Consider the following 24,812-nt stretch of genomic DNA (forward strand, 5'->3'; position numbering starts at 1 on the left):
GGATGACCTTGAGTGGCCTGTGCTTCGCTTTCCTTTTCCCTCATCTGTCCCTGGCTACGGGGCAACCTCCCGTATTCATCGGCCTGGACGCGGAATTCGGCCACAGGACCAGCACCTCCGCCCAGGCCATCCAGCAGGGCATCGAGATCGCCATCGAGGAGATCAACGCGGCGGGCGGCGTCCTCGGCGGCCGGCCATTGAAGCTGCTGGTACGGGACAACCGCTCCATCCCGGCCCGTGCCCGCGCCAATCTCCTGGACCTCCTGAAGGTGCCGGACCTGGTCGCCGTGTTCTGCGGCAAGTTCAGCCCGACGGTCCTGGAGGTGCTACCCTTGATCCACGAACACAAGCTCATCGTGCTAAATCCCTGGGCGGCCGCCGACAAAATCATCGACAACGGCTATGACCCCAACTACGTGTTCCGCCTCTCCCTTCGGGACCGCTGGGCGATCGCCAGCCTCCTCGGGCATGCCGAGAACCGCGGCTTCCGGCGCGTAGGTTTCCTCCTTCCCAACACGAGTTGGGGCAGGAGCAACCAGGGCGCCATCGAGACCTATCTTTCCGAAAGCGCTCGCATTCACAGCGTCGGCATCCATTGGTTCAACTGGGACGAAAAGCCCCTCGCGCCCAAGTACCGGAGTCTGGCACAGGCGGGCGCCGAGGCGATCGTGCTCGTTGCCAACGAAGGCGAAGGCGCCCAGTTGATCAAGGAAGTCGCCCAACTTCCCAAGACGGAGCAGCGCCCCATTCTGGCCCACTGGGGCGTGACCGGCGGCGATCTTGCCGCGCTGGCCGGGGAGGCCCTGCATCGGGTGGACTTTTCCGTCGTTCAGACCTTTTCCTTGGTCGGCAACCGCAGCCCCCGGGCGACGCGCGTCCTCGCTGCCCTGGAGAGCCGCTACGGGCTGCGCAGCCCCGAGAGCGTTCTGTCTCCCGTGGGGCTCGCCCATGCCTACGACCTTACCCACATCCTCGCCCGCGCCATCGATCTTGCCGGATCCACCGACCGCCCAAAGGTGCGGGCGGCGCTGGAGGCGGTGCGCGACTACGACGGCCTCATCAAGCGCTATGCCCAGCCCTTCTCCCCCGTCCGTCACGAAGCGCTCGAACCCAGGGACCTGTTCATCGCCCGGTACCGGGAAGACGGAGCGCTTGCGCCCCTTGAGCAGGACGCGAAATGAGCGTCTGGACATCGCGATCCTGGTTACCTCTTGCTTCCCCGTGGCGATGGCTAAAAAGCTGGCTTACCGCCAGCATCGCCAACCGCATCATGGCGGCAGCCGCGACGCTAGCGCTGGGCGTCATGGCCCTGACCGGCGCCATCTCCTACCTGGTCATCTCGAATCTCATGGCGCAGCGTTTCGAGATGCAGTTGGAAAGCCACGCCCGCATACGTGCTGCCCAGATCGCCTCCGTCCTGGATGCCATCGACCGGGATCTCGCCCGCCTCGCCTCCACCACCCTGGTCACCAACGCGTTGAGCGACTCGGTGGGCCGGGAGCAGTACCTGGCGCCTTTTCTTGCGGATTACCGCGCGCCTCCTGGCACCTCGGTGCGGATCCGCCTGCTGGACTTCCAGGGAGAACCCTTGGTTTTCCTGCCCGACGGCCTGGCGTTTTCCTATCGAGGTGCCCCATGGGTTCCTTCCGTCCTCGCCAAAGGCAAGCCCCACGTGGAGCTGGAGCCCCATGGCTCCAGCGGGCGAAGGCTGCTCATCATCCATCCGGTGATCTACCCGGCGACGGGAACCACGGAAGGTTTCCTGCTGGCCGAGGTGGAGCTCGACGGTATTTTCGTGGCCCACGACGTTCTGGAGCTATTCCCCGTTTCCCATCGGCTCGTGGCCGGCCGCGATCACCTGCTCGCCCAGGCCGGCTCCGTCCCCTCCGGCCAGACACGGACCGAAGCCGTCGCGGCGCTCGAGTTTCCGCCCCGTTACGCTGCTCTCCAACTCAAAGTGGTGGTGTCCGCGCCAGAGGCGGCGGCGGATCTGCCCCTCGATTCCCTGAGCGTAGCCTATCTGGGGGCGTGGCCTTTGATCCTGCTGTGGGTGGTCTGGGGTTCCATCCGCATCTCGCGCCGCCTCACCGCGCCTCTCCTTGCCCTCAGCAACGCCGCCGAACGGGCCACCCTGGAAAACCTCGACGGCTTCGCCGTGCCCGTCGCGGGCCACGACGAGGTGGGCCGGCTGGGTACGGCTCTCGCCCTGATGGTGAACCGGCTGCGGGTCGCCTACAGAAAGATGGAAAAACACCTCGCGGAGCTTCGCCTGGCCGCCAAGGTGTTCGACAGCGGCTCGGAGGGCATTTTCCTTTTGGACGAGGGCTTGCGGATAGTGCGGGCGAACGACGCGCTGGCCCGCATCACCGGCTACGGGACGGCGGAGTGCGTGGGCCGACCGCTGCAGCAGATCATGCACGTGATCAACGACGGGCAAGGGTATCCGCAGGCGGCGGAGGACCTCGGCCCGGCCGGTCGATGGGAAGGCGAGGTGTTCACCCTGCGCAAGGACGGCACGCCCTACATCGGCTGGCTGCGGCTCAGCCTGGTGAGCGGATCCAAGCCCGGCGCCTGCGTGTGCATCGGCGTGGTGACCGACATCACCGAGCGCAAGGAACAGCAAAAACATATCCAGTACCTCGCCACCCATGACCCGCTGACCGAGCTTCCCAACCGGATCCTGCTCCAAGACCGTCTACAGCAGGCGATGACCCGCGCCGCGCGTTTGGGGAATATGCTGGGGGTGGCGTTCCTTGACCTGGACCGCCTCAAGGTCGCCAACGACAACCACGGCCACTCCTTCGGCGACAGGATTCTCCGGGAGGTCGCGGCACGGCTGCGCCTCATCCTGCGCTCGAGCGACACCGTGGCGCGGCTCGGCGGCGACGAATTCGTGGTTCTGGCGCCGGACTTGAAGACCCGCCGGGATGCGGAGGTGGTTTTACAGAAAATTTTCGACGCCTTCGCCTCGCCTTTTTCCATCGCAGGCAAAGAAGTGCGCCTGACATGCAGCATCGGTTTCGCCTGCTACCCGATCCACGGAGAGGATGCCGACACCCTCCTCAGCCGGGCGGACCTGGCCATGTACCAGGCGAAGGAAGCGGGAGGCAATGGGGGCGCTTTCTATACCCCGGAGATGAGCGCGGCCGCGCTGGAGCGCGCCGCCCTGGAGGACGCCTTGCACCGGGCCCTCGACCGCAACGAGCTGGTCCTGCACTTCCAGCCCATCGTGGACCTGCGTTCCGGCCGGATGTCCGGTCTCGAGGCCCTCGTCCGCTGGAACCACCCCGAGCTCGGGCCGCTCTCGCCAGGGCGCTTCATTCCGGTAGCGGAGCAGAACGGTTTCATCGTGCCCCTCGGAGAATGGGTGCTGCGGGCGGCCTGCGCCCAGGCGATCGAGTGGGACCGGGAAGGCCTTCCGCCGGTCCACCTCGCGGTCAACGTCTCGGCGCGCCAGTTTCGGCAGAAAGACTTCGTACAGGCGGTTCACCGCATCCTGGACGAGACCGGGTTCGATCCGCGACGCTTGAAGCTCGAGATTACGGAAAGCCTCATCATGTGCGGCGCGGAGGATTTCATCTCGGTTCTCGGAGCGCTCAAGGATCTTGGCTTGAAGCTGGCCATCGACGATTTCGGCACGGGCTACTCCAGCTTGAGCTACCTCCACCGTTTTCCCATCGACGAGCTCAAGATCGACCGCTTCTTCCTCCAGGGCATCGGCTCCGAAGGCGGAGATACGACCGTCCCCCGGACGATCATTTCCCTGGCCCACAGCTTGGGCCTGGCGGTCACGGCGGAAGGCGTCGAGACGGAAGCCCAGGTGCGCTTCCTCATCGCCCACCGCTGCGACCAGGCCCAGGGCTATTACTTCGCGAAACCAGGCGAGCCTGAGGCGGTTCTTAGCCTGCTGCGGTCCGACTACCGGTGGCCCCTGCCGAACATTTCACGACGTGCGCCGCGCCGGATGGAAAAGGCGCTATACACACCGGCGCTGAAAGAATAGCCGTCCCCAAGAGCTCCAACGGCTCATACAGCTCGGGCAACCCTGTCCGGCGTCGTAGCAGGGCGGGGCGATCGGGCTTCAAGATCATCGCAGCCCGCCGGCCATGCGCCGGCTCTCGGCCGAGCGCCGCAGCCGCCACGTGAAATAAGTGGCCGCGAGTCCCGCCGCCCCCAGGCTGGAGAAGGCCAGCCCCCAGGCCAGCATGCGGGGCTCCCCCGGTTGTTCACCTGCCAGATCCAGGGTCAGCCCGAAGACCCAGGGACTGGCCGCTCCCATGCTGAAGCCGATCACCGAGCGCAGGGAATAGGCCGCGCCGATGGAGTGGTGGGGGACCAGCTCGGTGAGCCCGGTGGAGAACACCGACGAGTCGGCGATGGCTGCCAGGTTGTAGACGATCGCCACCACCGTCAGCAGCCACAGGGGCGCGGTGATGAGCCAGCCGTAGATCAGGGAGCAGGCGGCGCTGGTCCCGGCGAACAGCAAGATCACCGCGGTGCGCCCGTAGCGGTCGGACAGGGTCCCGCCGGACACGGAGCCCGCCACGCTAAGCAGGTGGCACACCCCGGCAATCAGCACGCCGGTGCCCACGTTTCCGGGGCTCACGCCCCCGTTGGCGGCCATCGCGGTCACCAGGAAGGTGGGCAGCCAGGCCCAAAGCCCCAGCAGTTCCCAGGCGTGGAACGAGTAGGCGAGGATGATCAGCCGCGCCGGACGGTTGCGCCACACCTCCATGAGGCCGTTGCCCTGGACCGGAGCCCGGTCGTGGCGGCTCACCCGGTTGGGGGTATCCCGGAGCACCCAGGCGCCGAGGGTGAGCCCGATCACGGTGCCCGCCGCGCTCGCCGCCAGCGCGGCGCGCCACCCGGCCGCCGGCGCTATGAAGCTGCCCAGAAACAGGGACAGGGCGTAGCCCAGCGACGCGGCGGCGAGATAAAACCCCATCGCCCGGCCGCGGCGGTGGGGCTCGAAGCGCTCGCTGATGAGGGTAAGGCCGGGCGTGTAGGAGCCCCCCGAGCACAGGCCGGCCAGCCCGTAGAGGATTAGCGCCGAGAGGAAACCGTCCGCCAGCAGGGCGAACAGCGCCGCGCTCGCCACCGCGCCATAGCTCATGTGGAGAAATGTCCAGCGAGCCCCCTTGCGGTCGCTGATCATCCCGGCGGCGAACAGGGACACCAGGAACCCGGCGTGCCAGGCACTCTGGATCAGGCCCGCCTGGGTCGCCGACATTCCCCACGCTTCCCGCACCAGGGGCAGGATCCCCGAGTAGACGGTGAAGATCAAGGAAAAGCTCATGCGGCTCAAGCACAGGAGCAGGAGCCAGCGGGCGTCGGTCAACCGGGAGTCGATCATCGGCAACAGGGAAGAGGGCGCTGGGACAGCGCCGAAAACGCGAATCTAACGCGAAGGGCTTCCCCGTTCAAACGAGCCTGAACGAGGTGCAGGATTTCGCGGCGCAGGGTGTTCACCACCGCGGCGGCGACAATTCTGCTTTACCCGATAGCCCGAAGCAGGGTTTCTCCGCGCGGGAGGCGCTACGGCCCGGCCGGGATCGTGTTTCAATCCGAACCATGCTCTCGGGCGGCGGCTGGGTCATGAATCAAAGATGGAATCCTCCACGGGCGCTCCTTCTCACCGGTGCTTCGCGTACTGAGTCGCAGCCGCCCGGACACGGCGCCGCAAAGCGGCCGGGGCGCCTTGCGGACCCCGCCCGGCGCTCGAAGGGCGCACGCCATGGAGCGAGGACGGGCGGCCGGCATAGGCAAGACCGCGGTGATTCGGCGCGTGGCCGAAGCCCTCCAGGGACTGAAGCTCGGCGGTTTTTACGCGGAAGAACTACGCGAGGCGGAAAAGCGGGGTTGCCGTTGACCGGTGAATCGCCCGTGCGTCTCAGGCCGCGGTGATGGCGAGCAGCGGCAAGGTGGTGCCGCCGGACTCCGTGGGCGCGCGCCGAACGCCCCCATGCCCGATCAGGCCAGGGGCAGCCCGACCCGGGCCAGAAGCTTCATGGGCCCTAAACGCTTCAAGGGTTCCAGGGCTTCGGGCCTACGCAGAAACAACGAGCCGGCGAAGCCCAGCGCGTTGACCGAAATTCCTTCCCAGCATTCCCGCGAGCGGGGGACGGTCAGCATCCAGTCCCGGGTGAGGAGGAGATTGTACGGCCCGGACTGGCGCGGGCCCTCCTTCCCCGGGACCTCGTGGATGCCCACCGCCGCCAGCAGGCGTCGATAGGCTTCGAGGAGCCGAACGGCCACCTCCGCCGCGTCCCACGCGGTCGGCTCGAGCCGAGCGAGGGCATGCCGAAAAGGAAAGTCCGGCACGGTGAGGATGGGGCCTTCGCCCCGCGCCCCGGCGATCAGGGGCGCCACGGGGACGGGCGGTCCCTCCTCGGCCAAGGGCAAGGGAACCATCTGCAGATGCTTGTGGGCTTCGCTCGCCCCCGCCGCCTCGCCTCCGTTATAGAACCCGAGACCGTCCAGCTCGCCCATGCACCGGGCGAGGGCGTCGAAGTCCGCCTGATCGAGCAGCCGCTCCTGGGGCTGAAAGTCCCGGGTGACGAGGAGCAAATGGTGCTCGATGACGTTGAACTTGTTTAGCACCGCCCGGTGGGTAGGGCTCACCTCTCCCACCAGAAGGTCCGGCTCGGGGGGAAGGAACGGGTTTGCCGGCTTCGCCCCGGCGGCACGCTGCTCTCGTTCCGCGTCCTTGCGCTGAAGCGCGGGAACCACGCGCACCAGGAAGCGCACCCCCGCGTCCTCGACGAAGCGCTTCTCCGTGACGATCGGCTGAAGCGCGCCGCTGCGAAGGGCGTGCTCCGTCTGCCGGACAATCGCCCGGCGCAAGCCTTCTGGAAAGAGGTTTCCCACGCTTGAGATCCTGGACTCCCGGACCGATCCTGCCGGCGAGCTGCCGCCCATCCGCGGGTTTAAGCAGCTCCCCGGCGTCAGGGTAAAGATCTATGCTTGGTCGTTGCGGCCTCGAGGGTCGGCGCCTGGCTTCCTGAAGCCGTTGGCGTCCTGGATTCCGGTACCTGATCCATCGAAGCCCCGGCGCTCAATGCACCGCCGTCGGGGTCTCGCCCGCCCGGAGAGCGCCTTTGTGGAAGACGATGTCCCCATAGTACGCGGTGACGGCGTCGCCGGTGTTGTCCCCGTCCGTCATCACTCCGATCCCCTCGATAGGAGGTGGCTCGGTGCCGAAGGCCCGGCGGTAGTCCTCCGCCACGTTGCGCCGCACCCGCACCCACTGACCGAGCCGGGCAGCGCCGGATTCCACGACGATCACCCAATTGCGCTCCGTATAGGCGCTGGGGAAACCGGTACCGGCGGGCAGCCGGGCGTCCCACACGTAATTCAAGCTCCGGTAAGGCGGGTATTGCCCGTAGGCAAGCTTTGCCGCTTCATAGGCGATGGCCTCTAGCGGTCCCGCTCTCTTCGGGTCGTAGGCGAAGGCGACGTAAAACCGCGCCGGAAAGTCGTCCCCTTCCTTGGTACGGGGATCCGCCCCGTGGATCAGGTTTTCCACCTTCCAGCGCCACTCGACGACGGGATATTCCCGCGGATCAATGCGGACGCGCCGGATCAGTCCAGAGGCCGAGCCCCGCGCGACGGCTTTCAGCACCGGTACTTCTCCGTCCATCACGATGGCGTAGCGGGTATGCCTGGGGATTTTTTCGAAGGTCAAGGGTTCCCATCCGGCCGGCATGGCCTGCCCCGGCTCGGCCCGGGAGAACGCGCCGACCGGCCATACATCGTGGGCCGCGCCCTGCGCCATGGCGCAGGCCCATCCACCCAGCATCGTCACGAACGCGAGTATCCTGGCCGTCACGAATGTCACCTTTGCTCGCCCACGGGAATCTCCTGCACTTGGTCGTCGCGCCGGCCGACACCCCACCCCCGCGCGCGGAAGCGCCGGCGCCGCACGGGTCCTGGCCGCTCCGGGCCGATGCGCCCCCGTGACCGGCCTGCGGGCGGCGCACAGGTTGACGACCCGGTCCGCCCAGCCCATGATCGAGCCCCAGGGCATTTCCGGAAGGCAGACCATGTCCCCGCTCACCGGAGTCTATCCGATCCTCGCCACCCCTTTCCACGACGACGAGCGCCTGGATCTTGATTCGCTCGAGCGCACGATCCGCTTCATGAAGTCAATCGGGGTCGACGGCATCACGGTTCTGGGCGTACTGGGCGAATCGAACCGCCTGACCGATCGGGAGCGAGAGCAGGTCGTCCGGGCGGCGGTGGCCGCGGCGGGGGGAATGCCGGTCATCGTAGGCGCCAGCCATCCCGGAACCCGGGCCACCATCGAGCTGGCGGGGATGGCCGCGAAATCGGGCGCCTCCGCCGTGATGGTGGCGCCCTCCCACGAGCCGGTGCCCAGCGACGAGCGGTTGCTGGAATACTACGAGCGCATCGGCAAAGCCCTCTCCCTTCCGCTGGTCGTGCAGGATCATCCGGCCTCCACCCAGGTACACATGCCCGTTTCCCTTTTGATCCGCATCGTGGAGAACGTTCCCGGCGTGGCCTGCATCAAGGAGGAAGGGCTTCCCACCCCGGCCCGGATCGCCGCCCTGGTGGCGGGCATGACGCGACGGCGAGTGCCCGTTCTCACCGGCCTGGGCGCCCTATACGGGCTCTTCGATCTGGAAGAAGGAGCGGACGGGTTCAACACCGGGTTCGCGTTCCCCGAGGTTCTCCTGGCCATGGTCCGCGCCAAGGGGGAGAACGACTGGGCACGGGTGCGCTCGCTCTACGCCCGGTTCCTGCCCCTCATCGTGTTCGAGCAACAGCCGGGGGTGGCGATCCGCAAGGAGATCCTGCGCCGTCGGGGTCTACTGGCGTCTAACCGGGTGCGCCATCCCGGCGTAGGGCTTACGCCTTCTGCCGAGCGCCAGTTGCAGCGACTGCTCGACTGGCTCCTTCCGGGAGTCGACCTCACCCAGCCCCTGGTGCTCTGACCCTGCACAGCGGCGGGCGCGGCAACAGGCCCCGTCAGCCCGGCTTCTCGTCCAGGCGCAGCCAGACACAGCGGCCGCCGCTCGCCCGGTCGATGGCGGCAAGCTGCGCCTCGTGGGCCGCCAGCTCTTCGGCGCTCGGGCGCAGCACCACCAGCTCGCCGCCCGACCCCTCGCCTCCCTCCTGGCCCGGAACCACCCTCTCCTCGGGAAGATCGATCATGAGACTGTCCTGGCCGCGGGTCATGGCCAAGTAGACTTCCGCCAGTAGCCGAGCGTCGAGCAGGGCCCCATGGAGGCTGCGTTGGGAATTGTCCACCTGGTAGCGCTCGCACAAGGCATCCAGGCTGTTGCGCTTGCCCGGGTGCAGGTCCTTCGCCATGCGCAGGGTGTCGGTGATCTTGGCGCAGAAGCGCTCCAGGGGCGGCCGCCCGATCAAGCCCAGCTCGTGGTTGAGAAACCCCACGTCGAAGGGGGCGTTGTGGATGATGAGCTCGGCGCCCGCGATGAAGTCCAGGAACTCCGGGGCAATGTCCGCGAAACGGGGCTTGTCCCGCAGGAACTCGTCGGTGATGCCGTGGACCGCCAGGGCACCGCTGTCGATCTCCCGCTCCGGATTGAGATAACAGTGGAAGTGGTGGCCGGTGATCCTGCGGTTGCTGATCTCCACCGCCGCCAGCTCGATCACCCGGTGGCCGAGGGCGACTTCCAGGCCGGTGGTTTCCGTATCCAGAACGATCTGGCGCACTGGGTTTCCCGATTCAACGGCAGGAGCGTGGAAGAAACGGAAAGAAAGGTTCTTTTCTCTGCGCCCCTGCGGTCATAGGTTCGTCATCGGACGGATGCAAGCACTGACTGCACGCCCCGATTGGCCAGGCGGTCGGCCGCCTCGTTGCCCGGATCGCCGGCGTGGCCCCGCACCCAGACCCAATCGATCTCGTGCCGCTCGGCGAGCTCCACCAGGCGCCGCCACAGGTCCTCGTTCTTGACCGGCTTCCTGTCGGCCGTCTTCCAGCCGCGCCGTTTCCAGTCGTGAATCCAGCGGGTGATGCCTTGCTGCACGTAAGCGGAGTCGGTATGCAGCCGCACCCGGGAGGGACGTTTCAGCGCCTCCAGCGCCCGGATCACGGCTATGAGCTCCATCCGGTTGTTGGTGGTCATGGGCTCCCCGCCGAAGAGCTCCCGCCGGTGGGTCCCCCAGGCGAGGAGCGCTCCCCAGCCGCCCACGCCTGGATTGCCTTTGCATGCCCCGTCGGTGTAGATCTCCACCACACCGGGTGGCGCGCTCAAGCCGCTTCCTCCCACTCCAGCGCCTCCCGGGCAGCGAGGCGACGGCCGCCGCTCTCCAGCTTATGGGTAAGGGAAGCGAGGCTCGGCTTGGTAGCGGGCCGCGCCGCCCATTCCGGCCGGATGACCCGCATGCCCGGAACCCGCTTGATGGCTTCCAGCAGGTACACGCCGCCCGAGATGGGCCACCACCGGTCCCCCGCCTTTTCCAGGAAACCGAAGCGGGCAAGCCATGGCTCGGTGGTGATGGGAGGCGCATAGCAGACGAAGCGCCCCGCCGAGACCTCGAAGCCCAGCAGCTGCAGCCAGTCCTTGAGCCGGGGCAGGGAAATGAACTCGCCGGTCCACGGAAAAGCCCGCGGCTCCCGGGCGAGCAGTCGGCGCAAGCCCCACAGGCTGCGGGGGTTGAAGCCGGAGACCAGGACGTGCCCTTCCGGCCGCAGGCACCGCTCCACTTCCCGCAGTATCTGATGGGAATTGGCGCTGAATTCCAGGACGTGGGGCATGACGATCAGATCGATGGTGTTACTTTCCAGGGGGATCTGGCACAGCTCGCCTCGCACGTCGGCGTCCGGACCGGGGCTCAGGGTGAAACGCAGGGGAATGCGGCACGCACGCAGGAAGTCGACGCCAGTCAGGCCGAGCTGGACCGCGTTGAAACCGAACACGTCCGCCACCACCTGATCGTAATAGGCCTGTTCCCGTTCCAGGAGGTAGGCGCCCAGGGGCGTTTGAAGCCAGTTTCTTAGATGATCGGTTGACACGGTTCTCGTCCTTCACCACCATTACACCCCTGAGGTAAATGGGTCGTCACCCATTTACCGCCGTGCCCTTCCCCTCTCCCGCTGGGAGAGGGGAAGGGGAGAGGGGCTGAGCGTCTCATTTTTATGACGCTCGAAAGCGGGCAGCCGCACGGCAAGGAGTTGTCGGCGTCCTCGGGCGCGCGCTTTTCCAGCCACACCCACAGTCACCATGGTCGAAGTCGTTCCCGTTCCCGCGTTCAAGGACAATTATATCTGGGTCCTCCACGACGGACAGCATGCGGTGGTGGTCGACCCCGGCGACGCGGCGCCGGTGCGCGATTTCCTCGCTCGCCACAAGCTGGACCTGGCGGCTGTCCTGGTCACCCATCACCACGGCGATCACGTGGGGGGCATCCCGGCGCTGCTGAGGGAGGAGCGGGTTCCAGTATACGGCCCTCGCAGCGAGTCCATCTCCACCGTCACCCGGCCCCTCGTCGAAGGCGACCGGGTCACCTTTCCCGAGCTGGGCCTCACGTTCCAGGTCCTGGAAGTGCCGGGGCACACGGCGGGACACATCGCCTACTACGGCCACGGGTGGCTCTTCTGCGGCGACACCCTGTTCGCCTGCGGCTGCGGGCGCCTCTTCGAAGGCACGCCGGCCCAGATGTACAGCTCCCTGGAGAAGCTGGCCGGCCTCCCGGGGGACACGCGGGTCTACTGCGCCCACGAGTACACCCTCTCCAACATCCGCTTCGCCAAGGCGGCGGAACCGGACAATGCGGCCCTCGTCGAGCGGGAACGGAGGGAAAAAGCCCTGCGGGAGCGGGACGCCCCCACCCTGCCCTCCACCATCGCCCTGGAGCGGGCCACCAATCCTTTCCTCCGCTGCGCTGAGCCGGCGATCCAGGCGGCCGCGGCCCGCCGGCAAGGCCGTCCCCTCCATGACCCGGTGGAAGTCTTCGCCGTGCTGCGGGCCTGGAAGGATCGGTTCTGAGGCCTGCGCCCGTCTGGCGGCTGCCGGGGAAAAGCCCGGCTATCCGCCGTACAGGTGACAGTGCACCGAACGGGTGGCGGAAAGGCGCGTCTCGGCGGGGTAGGCCTGGCGGCAGACGTCCATGGCCTTGGGGCAGCGGGGATGGAAATGGCAGCCCGCGGGAGGATGGACGGGGGAAGGTAGATCCCCCCGAAGCCGGACGACTTCCCGCCGGGAGGTGGGGTCGATGACGGGCACCGCGGAGAGCAGCGCCTGGGTGTACGGGTGCTGCGGCGCCTTGAGCACCTCGTCCACGCTGCCCTGCTCTACGATCCGGCCCAGGTAAACCACCGCCACCCGATGGGCCAGGTGGGCCACCACGCCCATGTTGTGGGTGATGAAGAGATAGGCGAGGCCTAGCCGCTCTTGCAGCTCCCGCAACAGGTTGAGGATCTGGGCCTGCACCGACAGGTCCAGGGCGCTGGTGGGCTCGTCGCACACGATGAGCTGGGGTTCCACGGCGAGGGCCCGGGCGATGGCGATGCGCTGCCGTTGGCCGCCGGAGAACTCGTGGGGATAGCGCAGCCGCGCTTCTGCCGGCAGGCCCACCTGGGCCAGGAGCTCCACGACCCGCTGCGCCCGCTCCGCGTCGGTTGCGCCCACTTTCAAGGCCCGCATGCCTTCCAGCAGGATGTCGGCGACCCGCATGCGCGGGTTGAGGGAGCCGTAGGGGTCCTGGAAAACGATCTGGAGAGCGCGCCGCAAGGGCCGCAGCCGACGCCGGGAAAGCCCCGTAAGGTCGGCGCCCCGGAACAACACCCGGCCGGCGCTGGGCCGGATCAACTGCAAGATTGCCTTGCCGATGGTGGTTTTCCCGGAGCCCGATTCCCCCACCACCGCCAGGGTCCTGCCCTGCTCCAGCTCGAAGGACACCCCGTCCACCGCCTTGACGTGGCCCACCACCCGTTTTAGCACCCCTTTGTGGATGGGGAAATGTACCTTGAGATCGGAGACCTGCAGGAGCGGATTCGCGGCCTGGGGTCCGGGATTCACCCCGGATCCCTCCCATGCTCCGGCGGACACGCTACTGGGTGGTACCCTTTCGCCCGTCTCCGATCCTTGATCCCTGACCCCTGATCCCTGATCCCTGATCCCTGATCCCTGATATAGATGGCAGCTCACCCCTGACCCGTCCCCCGTCTTGATCCAGGCGGGTGTCTCGCGCCGGCACCGGTCCCACGCGTCGTCGCAGCGGTCGGCGAAGCGACAGCCGACGAATTCCCGGTCGAGGGCGGGCACCGTCCCGCGAATAACCGCCAGGGGCTGGCGGCGGCTGCGCTCGCTCGGGATCGAGGCGAAAAGCTTCCTCGAGTACGGGTGCCTGGGATGGCGGAAGAACTCCCTCGCCCGGGCCGTTTCCACGATCTGCCCCGCGTACATGACGGCCACTGTGTGGGCCATCTGGGCGACCACGCCCAGGTCGTGGGTCACCAGCAGGATGGCCATACCAGTTTGCGCCTGCAGCCGCTGGAGCAGCTCCAGCACCTGGGCCTGGATAGTCACGTCCAGCGCCGTGGTGGGCTCGTCGGCGATGAGAAGATCCGGCTCCCCGGCGAGGGCCATGGCGATCATAACCCGCTGCTTCATGCCGCCGGAGAGTTGGAAGGGATACTCCCCCAGCCTACGCTCCGGGTCCGGCATGCCTACCTGGGCCAGCAGCTCGACGGCGCGGCGCCGGGCCGCCTCCCCCCTCAGGGACGTGTGGCGCCTCACCGCTTCGCCCACCTGGCTCCCCACGGTCAGCACCGGGTTCAAGCTCAGGGCGGGCTCCTGGAAGATCATAGCCAGGCGCCGGCCGCGCACGCCCCGCATCTCCATCTCGGGCAAGGCGAACAGATCCAGCCCGTTGAGGAGCACCGAGCCACTGACGATGCGGGCCGCCTCCGGCAGAAGCCGCATGATGCTGACGGCGGTCATGGACTTGCCGCAGCCGGATTCCCCCAGCAGGGCGAAGGTCTCGCCCCGGGCGATCTGGAAATCCACTCCGTCCACCGCCCGCACCGGGGCCCGGTCGGTGTCGATCCAGGTCCGTAGGTTTTCCACCCGCAGCAGCGGATCGCTCACGCCGCTCCCCCCGCCAGGGCGGCGCCTTCTGCGCCCCGCACCCGCAGCCGGGGATCGAACGCGTCGCGCACCGCGTCGGCAAAGAGGTTCGCCGCCAGCACCAGCAGAAACATGAAGACGAAGGCCGAGGCCAGGGACCACCACACCATGGGTTCCCGCGCCATCTCCAGCCGCGCGGCGTTGATCATGGTGCCGAAGCTGATCATGGTGGGATCGACCCCGACCCCGATATAGGACAGCACGGCCTCCGCCAGCACCAGCACGCTGAAATCCAGCACCATGGCGATCAGCACGATGTGCATCACGTTAGGCAGGATGTGCCGGGTGATGACCCGCAGATGGGGCACGCCGAAGGCGTGGGCCGCCTGGATGAATTCCAGCTCCCGCATCTTTAGCGCCTCCCCCCTGAGCAGCCGGCACAGACCGGTCCAGCTGGTGATGCCGAGGATGAGGCACAGGAAGAGAAGGCGCATGTCTTGGCGCTGGGTGATGGTGGGGAACAGCTCCGGGCGGGTTTCGATGTAGACGTGCACCATCAGCACCGCCGCCGCGATCAGCAGCACCCCGGGAATGGAGGACAGGGTGGTGTAGACGTACTGGATCACGTCGTCCACCCAGCCGCGGAAGTAGCCCGCCATGATCCCGAGCAGCAGGGCGAAGGGCAGCATCACCAAGGTGGTGAGGGTGCCGATCACCAGCCCCGTGCGGATGCTCTTCAAGGAGAGGTAGAACACATCCTGCCCCACCTTGTCGGTGCCCAGCACGTGGTAGTGGGTGCACAAGGCAGCGAGGGGGCCCGCCAGCGCCAGGATCACGGCTAGGGAAACGAGGACCGCGTTCCATTGCACCCCCGTCTCGCCCCGCCACAGGGCGCGCCAGCCCCCGGCGAGCCCGGCGCCGCGGCGGCGCGCCACCCGCACCGTGATCAGCCCCGCCGCCGCCAGCCACAGGGCGGCGGCGGCGAGCAAACCCTTCGCCGCCCGCGTCGCGATGTCCGCCGCCCGGTCCCGGGCGGGATCGGCCAGATGGGCACCGCCATACTTCAAGCGGGGAAAATCCCGCACCTGCCGCCCGTCGGGCAGTTCGATGGTTTCCTTGGCGTACAAGTGGGTGGCGAACGGGGCCGAATAGGTCTTTTCCTTGCGGGTGCGCAGGGGCTCGGCGATCCAGTCCAGAAGCGACAGCACCTCCACCGAATAGACCGGCGGCTTGCCCGGTTCTCCTGGAAGCTGGGGCCGGTAGTGCAGGGTGTCCAGCAGCCCCACGGCGGCGTAGAAGGCGAGCACCGTGGCCGCCGCCATGCCGCTGCGGCTCGCCGCCACCCGGCGCCAGGGCTGGCGCAGGTGCTCGTGGCGGCGGGCGAACCAGGCGAAGGCGAGCACCACCGCCAGGAGGGCGAACACCAGGGCGTCGGTGTAGAGAATCTCGGGCTTGAATCCCGTCAACGCCGCCTCCTCATTCGAACCTCACCCGCGGGTCCACCAGGGTGTAGGAGACGTCGGTGAGGATCAAGCCGGCGATGTAGAGCACCGAGCCCAGGAACACCATCGCCCGCACGACGGCGAAGTCCTGGGAATTGATAGCGTCGATGGTGTAGCTGCCGAGGCCCGGGATGCCGAAAAAGGACTCGAAGATGAGGCTTCCCAGAAAAAGCGCCGGGATCACCACCACCACGCCCGTCAGGATCGGGATCATGGCGTTCTTGAGCACGTGCTTGAACAGCACGGTCGTCTCGGAAAGCCCCTTGGCCCGGGCGGTGCGCACGTACTCCTTGCTCATCTCCTCCAGGAAGATGGTGCGGTACCAGCGGCTGCTCGCCCCGACGCCGGCGATGATGCCGATGGCGATGGGAAGGATCAGGAACTTGATGGCCGACAGCCCGCCCTCGTACCCGGAAATGGGAACCAGCTTCCACACCTTGCCCACCAGGTACTGGCCGCCGATGATGTAGAACAGGGTGGAGATGGACATCATCACCACGCACAGCACCACCCCCCAGAAGTCCAGGTAGGTGGCGCGGAAGAACGCCATCAGCAGGGCGAAGCTCACGTAGGTGACTAGCCCGATGGCGAACACCGGGAGCGCGATCGCCAGGCTGGGCCCCATACGGGTGCGGATGTCGTAGCCGATGTCGCGCCCGGCGTCGGAGCGGCCGAACTCGAAGCGGAACAGCTTTACCGACTTCTGGAAGAAGATCGTGTCGGTGAGCTTTGCCGGACCCTGGGCTTGCGCGTTGTAGAGGAGCGGCTTGTCGTAGCCCCGCTCTTCCTTCCACTTCTGGATCGCCTCGGGCGTCACCCGCTTCACCCCGAGGTGGAGGCGCGCCATGTCGTCCGGCGAGTTGACCACGAAGAACAGGGTGAAGGTGATCACGTTGACCCCGATCAGGATCGGGATCGCGTACAGGAGCCGCCGGATGATGTAGGCGATCACGCGCTCGCCCCCTTTTCCCCGGCCGCTGCCGGTTTCCCGGTACCCCGGGCCGTGCTGCGGTTGCGCCGCCGGTACACCGCCACCGCCGGCAGCACGCTCGCCGCCAGCAATCCCGCCATCAGGGCGAGGGGCCAGATCACCGGCTGGTTCCATTCCCGTCGCTTCACCTCCCGCAACAGGGGATCGATCCGCTGGTACTTGAGCCCGTTGTTGGCCATCTGGTTCGGCTTGCGGTTGTAGACCCAGCCGTGGTGCAGGGTGTAGTCCTTGGGATAGAAGAACCACATCCAGGGGGCGTCCCGGCGCACGATCGCCAGCATGCGGTCGATCAGGACCTGGCGCTCCGGCCCGTTGTCCATGTTCTTCATCCGGTCGAACAGGCGATTGAATTCCGGATTGTCGTAGTTGGAATAGTTGGGGCCGTTGCCGCCGGTCTTGACCGCGCCCTCGGCGCCGTTCAACAGGAAGAAAAAGTTCTCCGGATCCGGGTAGTCGGCGTTCCAGCCGTAGAAGAAGACCTGCACGGCGCCGTTTCGCACCTTGTCCTGGAAGCGGTTGTAGTCGGTGGCGCGGATCACGAGCTGGATGTCCAGCTTCTGGAACTGCTTGGCCAGCCAGTCCAGCCGGGGCTTGTCCCCGGGGCCCCGGGCGGTGGTGTCGAAGTGCAGGGTGAGGGGTTGCCCAGTGCGGGCGTCGCGGCCGTTCGGATAACCCGCCTCGGCGAGCAGCCGCTTCGCCTCCTCCAGGGGCTTGCGCCTCGGCCCGCCGTCCCCCCAGTCGTAGACGTAGGGGTTGATCGCCTCCGGCCCTTCCCGGTAGCCGAAGATCCCCGGCGGAATGGGTCCCTGGGCGGGAATGCCGCGGCCGTTAAGGAAGATGGAAATGAATTCCTCCACGTCGAAAGCGATGGAGATGGCCTGCCGGAGCTTGCGGGCGCGCTCGTCCAGCCCGCCCACCACCGAGTCCAGCATGTTGAAGCCCATGTAGAACACGCTGGTGGCGACCGATGTCTGGAGCTGGATGCCCCGGCGGCGCATCTCTTCGGTCAGGGTGATCTCTCCGCCGCTGGTGAATTGCACCGCCTGGTCGAAGATGTCGGAGGCGATGCCCGAGGCGTCGTAGTAGCCCTGCAGGAACTTGTTCCAGTAAGGAATGCTCTCTTTCTCCAGGCTGAAGACCACCTTGTCGATGAAGGGCAAGGGCTTGCCCGCGTCCGCCAGCAGCCCAGCCTCCCGGTCGCCCGGTTCCCCCTCCGAAGGGTAGACCTCGCCCTTGTAATGGGGGTTGCGCACCAGCACCATCTTCCGGTTGGGATCGTTCACCGTGAGCATGTACGGGCCCGTGCCCACCGGATACCAGTCCAGGGTGATGTTCTTCTCCGCCATCCCGGGCTGGGAGTAGAAGAAGTCCGCCTCCCAGGGCACCGGGGCGAAAAAGGGCATCGCCAGCCAATACACGAACTGGGGGTACTTGCCCCGGATGCGGATACGGTAGGTATAACGGTCCACCAGCTCGACGCCGGGAAGGGAATAGCGGCGCAGATCCAGGAAACCGTCCCGCTCCCGGAGCTGCCCGGCGGCCTGCTTGAGCGTCTGGGCGTACTCCCCCATGCCCACGATGTAGTTGCTCATGAGCCCCAGGATGGGGGAATGGAGCCGGGGATGAGCAAGCCGCTTGATCTGGTACACGTAGTCCTCGGCCGTCAGCTCCCGGGTGCCCGTATGCTCGAAGTCGCCCAGGGCGTCGATGCTCTTCAAGTCCGCCGGGGTGAGCCGGAAGTAAAGGGGCTCCCCCTGCCCGTTGCGGGCGAAGGCGGGATGGGGCTGGTACAGGATGCCGGAACGGATGCGGATCTCGTAGACGGTCTCCGCGACCCGGGCGGCGTCCGCGTCCTGGGGCAGCCGCCGGCCCTCGGCATCCAGGTATTGGGGCACGGGCACCGCCTCGGCGGCGAAGGGGATGAGCTCGTAGGGCCGCTTGAAGTAGTGATACTGGAGGGGGGGCTGGTAGATCTGGTTGACAAACACGTACTCGTTCTCCGAGTACGACTGGACCGGATCCAGGTGCTTGGGCCGCTCGGTAAAGGCCGAGTAGAGGATGTTCTTCCCCGATTCGGAGGCGGGGTATGGGTTGTTCCAGGGGGAATCGCCGCAGGCGGCGAGCGCGAACGCCGCCACTACCGCGAGCAGCCGGCCGGGAAATCTCATGGACGGAAGCAGTCTAGCGAAAATCCCCCTGCCCCGCTATGCGCGGGCAGGCGGGAAACCTTTAGCGGTTCCTTAAGTTATAATTTGAACCTGCCGCGTGGCTCCCGTTCCGCGGAAACGACCACGATTCCCGTAAAGGCCCTCCATGGGATTTCTAGCTGGACGACGTATCCTGATCTGCGGCCTGCTCAGCCAGCGCTCCATCGCCTACGGCATCGCCACCGCCATGAAGCGGGAGGGGGCGGAGCTCGCCTTCACTTATCAGAACGAAAAAGTGCGGGAGCGGGTGGAGCCACTCGCCCGGGAGCTGGGCAGCGACCTCCTCTTCCCCTGCGACGTGGCGAGGGACGAGGAGATCGACCGGCTATTCGAGGCCCTGGGCCGCCGCTGGGACGGACTGGACGGAATCGTCCATTCCATCGCCTACGCGCCCCGGGAGGCCCTTTCCGGCGATTACCTGGAAACCCTCACCCGGGAAGCCTTCCGCATCGCCCACGACGTTTCCAGCTATTCCTTCGCCGCCCTGGCCAAAGCAGGGCTGCCCTTGATGGAGGGCCGCCCCGCCGCCCTCCTCACCCTGTCCTACCTGGGGGCGGTGCGGGCCATGCCCAACTACAACGTGATGGGACCGGCCAAGGCGAGCCTGGAGGCCAACGTCCGCTTCATGGCCCTCTCCCTTGGCCCCAGGGGCATCCGCGTCAACGCCATCTCCTCCGGCCCCATCAAGACCCTGGCCGCCGCCGGCATTTCTGGCTTCGGCAAGCTCCTCAACGCCGCCGAGCAATGGGCGCCCCTCAGGCGCAACGTCACCATCGAAGAAGTGGGCAACGCCGCTGCCTTTCTGTGCAGCGACCTGGCGAGCGGCATCACCGGCGAGACCCTCTACGTAGACGCCGGATTCCACGTTACCGCTTTCGGCGAAGTCTAGCCGCTCGGGATCCCTAGCTTCCCGGCTGCCCCTCGCCCCGGACCAGGGCCCGGTTGACCTTGATCTCGGCCCGACTGCGCACGCTCTCCAGGAACGCCTTGTACTCCTCCTGGGCGAGCAACTGGCTGAGCTGCACCGCCCACGCCTGGCGCCGGGAGGCGTCGATCTCGGTCGCTTCGATCACCTTGCTCACCCGGTAGAGCACGAAACCGCCGTCGGGCGCTTCACCGCCCACGTAGGCGGGAAGCCGTTCCGGGGCCACGCGGAACACGTCCCGCAGGGCCGCCAGCGGCAGCCCGCGCGGTTCCTGTCGGCTCACGGTGACGGGCGGGCTCCAGGACAGCTCCACCGCCTCCCCTTTGGCGAGCCGCTCGAGCAGCGCCTGGCCCTGCCGCTTCGCCGCTTCCGCGGCGCGCTCGCGCCTGAGCCGTTCCATGATCTCGTCCTTCACATCGGCGAACGGGCGGTCCGCCGCGGGCTTGTGCTCCACCACCCGCACCGCCACCAGGGTGTTGGGGCGGACCTCGATCGCCTCGGTGTTCCTGCGCTCCTTGATCGCCTGCGCCGAGAACATGGCCTCCAGCAGCCGATCGTTCGCCGGGAAAGGGGCGCCCGTGCCGTCGCGCCCGATCCATCCGCTCACCTGCACCTCAAGCCCCAGGGCCTGCGCCGCAGGCTTCAAGCTTTCGCCCTGTTCGTAGACCAGGTTGCTGAACTGCTCCGCCACTTCGGCCAGGCGCCGGCCCGCCTTCTGGCGCTTGAGCTCCTGTTCGATGGCGCCTCGCACCTCGGCCAGAGGGCGCACCGTGCCCGCCTTGATTTCGTCCAGCTTGATCACGTGATAACCGAACTGGGTCTCCACCGGACCCCGGATCTCCCCGGGCTTCATGCCGAAGACCGCCTCGTCGAAGGATTTCACCATGGTGCCGCGCTGGAACAAGCCCAGCGCCCCGCCCTGGTCCCGGGAGCCCGGGTCGTCGGAATGTTTTTTCGCCAGCTCGGCAAAGCGTTCCGGCGCTTTCTGCGCCTGGGCCAGGAGGTCCTCCGCCTTGCGCCGCGCGGCCGCCCGCTCCTCGGCGCCCGCATCGGCGTCGAGCTTCACCAGGATGTGGCTGGCAGCCCGTTCCTCGGGGGTGCCGAACTCGGCTTTGTGCGCCTCGTAGTAGGCCCCGATCTCCTCCTCGCTCACCTGCACCCCGGCCCCCAGGGTGTCGGGGGACAGCACCACGTATTCCACCTTCACCTGCTCGGGCAGGCGAAACGCTTCCCCATGGGCCTCGTAGTAGCGCTTCGCCTCCGCCTCCTCCACCGACACCTTGGAGAGATACTGCTCGGGAGAGACGGCATACTGGCTCACTTCCCGCTTCTGCTCCGCCAGGCGGGCCAGTCGTTCCACCAAGGGCCGGGTCACGAAACCGGCGCCGGTGAAGGGCTCGGCCAGTTGCCGGAGCATGAGCTCCTGGCGCACCCGCTCCTCGAAGGCGATCGGCGTGAGCCCCCGCTGGCGCAACAGAAATTCGTAGCGTTCCCGGGAGAACCGCCCGTCCTGGTGGAAGGCTTCGATCTCCTGGATCACGCCCGCAAGCTGGGCGTCGGGAACGGCGATGCCCAGCCCGCGGGCGTGGGCGAGCAGCAGCCGCTGCTCCACGAGCTGGTCCAGCACCGCCTGCCGTACCTGGGGGCTCGCGAGCACCGATGCATCCACCTGCCCTCCCAGGGCCTCCCGCAGCCGCGCCTGCTGCTCCCGGAGCGTTTCCTCGAACTCCCGCCGGGTAATGGGATCGCCATCCACCTCCGCCACCGCCCCGGTCTCCCCCGACGTGCGGTAGGACTCCACGCCCCACAGGGCGAACGGGATGATGATGAGGGCCAGAATGATCTGGACGATGCGCTTGCGGTTGCGGACGAAATCGAACATGGGTCAACTCGGCAAACGGTGAACGCTCCACGGTGAGGCCCCACCGGGTCGGGCAGGGTCGGCGGCCTGGCGGCCCGCGACCGGGCGTTCTTCCCCCGTCGCGGAACAAAAAGGGGCAAACTTGCGTTCGCCCCTGAGCATAGGTTGGCGGAGTGGACGGGACTCGAACCCGCGACCCCCGGCGTGACAGGCCGGTATTCTAACCGACTGAACTACCACTCCTGAAAATCGAAACTCCCATCCTGGCTGGTGGGTGCTGAGAGGTTCGAACTCCCGACTTTCGCCTTGTAAGGGCGACGCTCTACCGACTGAGCTAAGCACCCGGTGCGCCTGTCGCAGGATGCCCGCTGGCGCTCTTCCAAATTTTTTAGTTTACCGCATCCTTCAAAGCCTTGCCAGCCCGGAACTTGGGCGAGCGGGTGGCGCGGATCTTGATCTCCGCGCCGGTGCGCGGATTGCGGCCCGTGCGGGCCGGCCGCTTGCTCACGTAGAACGTGCCGAAGCCGACCAGGGTCACCGTGCCGCCCTTCTTCAGGGCTCCGGTCACGGCATCGATCACCGCGTCCAGCGCCCGCCCGGCGGTCGCCTTGGACACGTCGGCGCGTGCCGCGATGGCATCGATGAGTTCCGCCTTGTTCATGTCTGCCCCTCCTTTCCGTCGCTTCGCGTGAGGGAAAACGAACGCCGGGTCGCCCCGGCTTTATAGCAAGCGCTTCCACCCCGGTCAACCGGGACGCAGGCGCCCGCGGGCGCAATGCCGGGAGAGATCGGCCAAAAAAAAACGGCGCGGCGTCATGCGCCGCGCCGTCGCCTTGTGCAACCCGATCAGTGCTTGGTGATGAGGGCGGCCGGCTTTTCTTCCACCTGCGCCGGAAGCTCCCTGACTTCTTCCTGCTCCGGCAGCGGCTCGGGCTTGCGCTCCAGGGCCATGTCCAGGACCTGCTCGATCCAGCGCACCGGATGAATCTCCAACCGGTTCTTGATGTTGTCCGGAATCTCGGCCAGGTCCTTCACGTTCTCCTGGGGAATGAGCACGATTTTGACGCCGGCGCGGTGGGCCGCCAGCAGCTTCTCCTTGAGCCCGCCGATGGGCAGCACCTCGCCCCGTAGGGTGATCTCGCCGGTCATCGCCACGTCCGCCCGCACCGGGATCGCGGTCAGCGCAGACACCATGGCGGTGCAGATGCCGATACCGGCGCTCGGGCCGTCCTTGGGCGTCGCCCCTTCCGGGAGGTGCACGTGCAGGTCGTATTTCTGGTGGAAGTCGTCGTGGATGCCGAGCCGGCGGGCCCGGTTGCGCACGACGGACAGGGCCGCCTGGATCGATTCCTGCATGACCTCGCCCAGCTTGCCGGTGGTGATGGTCTTGCCCTTGCCGGGCAGCATCACCGCCTCGATGGTGAGCAGCTCTCCGCCCACCTCGGTCCACGCCAGGCCGTTGACCTGGCCCACCTGGTTGGTCTTCTCGGCGATGCCGAAGGTGTAGCGCCGGACACCGAGGAACTTGTCCAGGTTGCGGGAGGTGACGGTCACCGCCTCGCTCTTCTTGTTGAGCAGCAGCGCCTTCACCACCTTGCGGCAGATCTTGGAGATCTCCCGCTCCAGGCTGCGCACCCCCGCTTCCCGGGTGTAGTAGCGGATGATGTCACGGATGGCGCTCTCGGAAACGCGCAACTCGTTCTCCTTCAGGCCGTGGCTCTTCATCTGCTTGGGCAACAGGTAGCGCATGGCGATGTTCACCTTCTCGTCCTCGGTGTAACCAGAGAGACGGATCACCTCCATCCGGTCGAGCAGGGCCGGCGGGATGTTGAAGGTGTTCGCCGTGCACACGAACATCACGTCGGAAAGGTCGTACTCCACCTCGACGTAGTGGTCCACGAAGGTGTGGTTCTGCTCAGGATCCAGCACTTCCAGCAGGGCGGAGGCTGGATCCCCGCGGAAATCCATCCCCATCTTGTCCACTTCGTCCAGCAGGAACAGGGGGTTTTTCACCCCCACCTTAGCCATGTTCTGCAGAATCTTGCCGGGCATGGAGCCGATGTAGGTCCGCCGGTGGCCGCGGATTTCCGCTTCGTCCCGCACGCCGCCCAGGGACATGCGCACGAACTTGCGGCCGGTCGCGCGAGCGATGGATTGGCCCAGGGAGGTCTTGCCCACGCCGGGCGGCCCCACCAGGCACAGGATGGGGGCCTTGAGCTTGTCCACCCGCTGCTGCACCGCCAGGTACTCGACGATGCGCTCCTTCACCTTCTCCAGGCCGTAGTGGTCCTTGTCCAGGATTTCCTGAGCGAGCCGCAGGTCGTTGGACACCTTGCTCTTCTTCTTCCAGGGAAGCGACACCAGGGTGTCGATGTAGTTGCGCACCACCGTCGCTTCCGCCGACATGGGCGACATGAGCTTGAGCTTCTTGAGCTCGGCCTCCGCCTTCTGGCGCGCCTCCTTGGGCATGTGGGCGGCCTTGATGCGCTTGGCTATCTCGTCCAGGTCGCCTTCGTCCTCTCCCAGCTCCTTCTGGATCGCCTTGACCTGCTCGTTCAGGTAGTACTCGCGCTGGCTCTTCTCCATCTGCCGCTTCACGCGGCCGCGGATGCGCTTTTCCACCTGCAGGATGTCCAGCTCGGTTTCCAGCAGCGCGAGCAGGTGCTCCAGGCGCTTGTTGAGATCGAAGATCTCCAGCACCTTCTGCTTCTGCTCCAGCTTCAGGGGCAAATGGGCCACGATGGTGTCGGCTAGGCGCCCAGGCTCGTCGATCCCGGCGAGGGAGGTGAGGATCTCGGGCGGGATCTTCTTGTTGAGCTTCACGTACTGGTCGAACTGGCTCATGATGGTGCGCCGCATGGCCTCGGTCTCGGTGTCCGGCCGGGATTCCGGCGCTACCACCTCGGCCCTGGCGCTAAAGTGGGTCTTGTAATCCAGGACCTCCAGCAGCCGCGCCCGGGCCGCCCCCTCCACCAGCACCTTCACCGTGCCGTCTGGAAGCTTGAGCATCTGCAGGATATTGGCCACCGAGCCGATGTGGTACAGATCGTCCGGACCGGGCTCGTCTTTGGCCGCCGATTTCTGCGCCACCAGCAGGATGCTCTTGCCGGCCTCCATCGCCGTATCGAGGGCCTTGATCGACTTCGGGCGCCCGACGAAGAGCGGAATCACCATATGGGGGAAGACCACCACGTCCCGCAACGGGAGGAGCGGCAGGAGGATTTCTTCGCCAGCGCGTTCTGGAGCGTTCAGCATGTCGGTCACCTAGA

At 66.8% G+C, this 24,812-nt stretch carries 19 protein-coding genes and 2 tRNA genes; 6 read left to right on the forward strand and 15 right to left on the reverse strand.

The features are described 5' to 3' along the window. The first annotated feature begins 2 nt into the window (after positions 1-2). Positions 3-1,181: an ABC transporter substrate-binding protein gene (locus ACUVYZ_RS09385; protein WP_439934022.1), complete on the forward strand. Its 1,179-nt coding sequence runs from the start codon at positions 3-5 to the stop codon at positions 1,179-1,181. Between the two features lie 89 nt (positions 1,182-1,270). Then, on the forward strand, positions 1,271-4,003 hold the full coding sequence (locus ACUVYZ_RS09390) for a putative bifunctional diguanylate cyclase/phosphodiesterase (protein ID WP_439934023.1): 2,733 nt from the start codon (positions 1,271-1,273) through the stop codon (positions 4,001-4,003). Positions 4,004-4,087: 84 nt separating this feature from the next. Here ACUVYZ_RS09390 and ACUVYZ_RS09395 read toward each other — a convergent pair whose 3' ends face one another. Beyond that, positions 4,088-5,353, reverse strand: coding sequence for an MFS transporter (locus ACUVYZ_RS09395; protein WP_439934024.1), 1,266 nt, complete (start codon positions 5,351-5,353; stop codon positions 4,088-4,090). A gap of 381 nt (positions 5,354-5,734) precedes the next feature. Here ACUVYZ_RS09395 and ACUVYZ_RS09400 point away from each other — a divergent pair, with 381 nt between their 5' ends. Continuing rightward, entirely contained in the window at positions 5,735-5,869 is a 135-nt protein-coding gene (locus ACUVYZ_RS09400) for a nucleoside-triphosphatase (protein WP_439934025.1), read from the forward strand. 101 nt (positions 5,870-5,970) lie between these two features. Here ACUVYZ_RS09400 and ACUVYZ_RS09405 read toward each other — a convergent pair whose 3' ends face one another. Next, positions 5,971-6,867 (reverse strand): ATP adenylyltransferase family protein, encoded by an 897-nt coding sequence (locus tag ACUVYZ_RS09405; RefSeq protein ID WP_439934026.1) that lies wholly within the window; start codon positions 6,865-6,867, stop codon positions 5,971-5,973. Positions 6,868-7,054: 187 nt separating this feature from the next. Continuing rightward, entirely contained in the window at positions 7,055-7,828 is a 774-nt protein-coding gene (locus ACUVYZ_RS09410; RefSeq protein WP_439934027.1) for a DUF3047 domain-containing protein, read from the reverse strand. 154 nt (positions 7,829-7,982) lie between these two features. Here ACUVYZ_RS09410 and ACUVYZ_RS09415 point away from each other — a divergent pair, with 154 nt between their 5' ends. Beyond that, on the forward strand, positions 7,983-8,954 hold the full coding sequence (locus ACUVYZ_RS09415; RefSeq protein ID WP_439934028.1) for a dihydrodipicolinate synthase family protein: 972 nt from the start codon (positions 7,983-7,985) through the stop codon (positions 8,952-8,954). A gap of 34 nt (positions 8,955-8,988) precedes the next feature. Here ACUVYZ_RS09415 and dnaQ read toward each other — a convergent pair whose 3' ends face one another. From dnaQ to ACUVYZ_RS09430, 3 genes are all read right to left on the reverse strand, one after another. Further along, positions 8,989-9,699: a DNA polymerase III subunit epsilon gene (gene dnaQ / locus ACUVYZ_RS09420; protein WP_439934029.1), complete on the reverse strand. Its 711-nt coding sequence runs from the start codon at positions 9,697-9,699 to the stop codon at positions 8,989-8,991. Between the two features lie 83 nt (positions 9,700-9,782). Continuing rightward, positions 9,783-10,241, reverse strand: a complete 459-nt coding sequence (gene rnhA / locus ACUVYZ_RS09425; protein ID WP_439934030.1) for a ribonuclease HI — start codon at positions 10,239-10,241, stop codon at positions 9,783-9,785. Beyond that, positions 10,238-11,002 (reverse strand): class I SAM-dependent methyltransferase, encoded by a 765-nt coding sequence (locus tag ACUVYZ_RS09430; RefSeq protein ID WP_439934031.1) that lies wholly within the window; start codon positions 11,000-11,002, stop codon positions 10,238-10,240. Before ACUVYZ_RS09430 ends, rnhA begins: the two co-directional genes overlap by 4 nt. A 208-nt stretch (positions 11,003-11,210) precedes the next feature. Between ACUVYZ_RS09430 and gloB the strand changes: the two genes are divergently transcribed. After that, positions 11,211-11,975: a hydroxyacylglutathione hydrolase gene (gloB, locus tag ACUVYZ_RS09435; RefSeq protein ID WP_439934032.1), complete on the forward strand. Its 765-nt coding sequence runs from the start codon at positions 11,211-11,213 to the stop codon at positions 11,973-11,975. A gap of 39 nt (positions 11,976-12,014) precedes the next feature. Here gloB and ACUVYZ_RS09440 read toward each other — a convergent pair whose 3' ends face one another. The 4 genes from ACUVYZ_RS09440 to ACUVYZ_RS09455 are packed head-to-tail and all read right to left on the reverse strand — an operon-like array spanning position 12,015 to position 18,718. Then, positions 12,015-14,078: an ABC transporter ATP-binding protein gene (locus ACUVYZ_RS09440; protein WP_439934033.1), complete on the reverse strand. Its 2,064-nt coding sequence runs from the start codon at positions 14,076-14,078 to the stop codon at positions 12,015-12,017. Next, complete coding sequence (locus ACUVYZ_RS09445) at positions 14,075-15,523, reverse strand: ABC transporter permease (RefSeq protein ID WP_439934034.1); 1,449 nt, start codon at positions 15,521-15,523, stop codon at positions 14,075-14,077. Before ACUVYZ_RS09445 ends, ACUVYZ_RS09440 begins: the two co-directional genes overlap by 4 nt. Before the next feature lie 10 nt (positions 15,524-15,533). Further along, positions 15,534-16,511, reverse strand: coding sequence for an ABC transporter permease (locus ACUVYZ_RS09450; protein ID WP_439934035.1), 978 nt, complete (start codon positions 16,509-16,511; stop codon positions 15,534-15,536). Beyond that, positions 16,508-18,718, reverse strand: a complete 2,211-nt coding sequence (locus tag ACUVYZ_RS09455; RefSeq protein WP_439934036.1) for an ABC transporter substrate-binding protein — start codon at positions 18,716-18,718, stop codon at positions 16,508-16,510. The genes ACUVYZ_RS09450 and ACUVYZ_RS09455 overlap by 4 nt, the downstream gene beginning before the upstream one ends. Positions 18,719-18,863: 145 nt before the next feature. Between ACUVYZ_RS09455 and ACUVYZ_RS09460 the strand changes: the two genes are divergently transcribed. Next, positions 18,864-19,646, forward strand: a complete 783-nt coding sequence (locus ACUVYZ_RS09460) for an enoyl-ACP reductase FabI (RefSeq protein ID WP_439934037.1) — start codon at positions 18,864-18,866, stop codon at positions 19,644-19,646. Positions 19,647-19,659: 13 nt separating this feature from the next. On the opposite strand, the gene ACUVYZ_RS09465 is transcribed toward ACUVYZ_RS09460, so the two are convergent. From ACUVYZ_RS09465 to lon, 5 genes are all read right to left on the reverse strand, one after another. Beyond that, positions 19,660-21,564 carry a SurA N-terminal domain-containing protein gene (locus tag ACUVYZ_RS09465; RefSeq protein WP_439934038.1) on the reverse strand — a complete coding sequence of 635 codons (1,905 nt, stop codon included), beginning with the start codon at positions 21,562-21,564 and terminating at the stop codon, positions 19,660-19,662. 145 nt (positions 21,565-21,709) lie between these two features. Then, positions 21,710-21,786, reverse strand: a tRNA-Asp gene (locus ACUVYZ_RS09470). Between the two features lie 25 nt (positions 21,787-21,811). Then, positions 21,812-21,887: transfer RNA gene (locus ACUVYZ_RS09475), tRNA-Val, on the reverse strand. Positions 21,888-21,931: 44 nt separating this feature from the next. Beyond that, complete coding sequence (locus ACUVYZ_RS09480; RefSeq protein WP_439934039.1) at positions 21,932-22,204, reverse strand: HU family DNA-binding protein; 273 nt, start codon at positions 22,202-22,204, stop codon at positions 21,932-21,934. 185 nt (positions 22,205-22,389) lie between these two features. Continuing rightward, positions 22,390-24,798 carry an endopeptidase La gene (gene lon, locus ACUVYZ_RS09485; RefSeq protein WP_439934040.1) on the reverse strand — a complete coding sequence of 803 codons (2,409 nt, stop codon included), beginning with the start codon at positions 24,796-24,798 and terminating at the stop codon, positions 22,390-22,392. Positions 24,799-24,812: the final 14 nt, after the last annotated feature.

Source organism: Pelomicrobium sp. P1 (assembly GCF_052805615.1).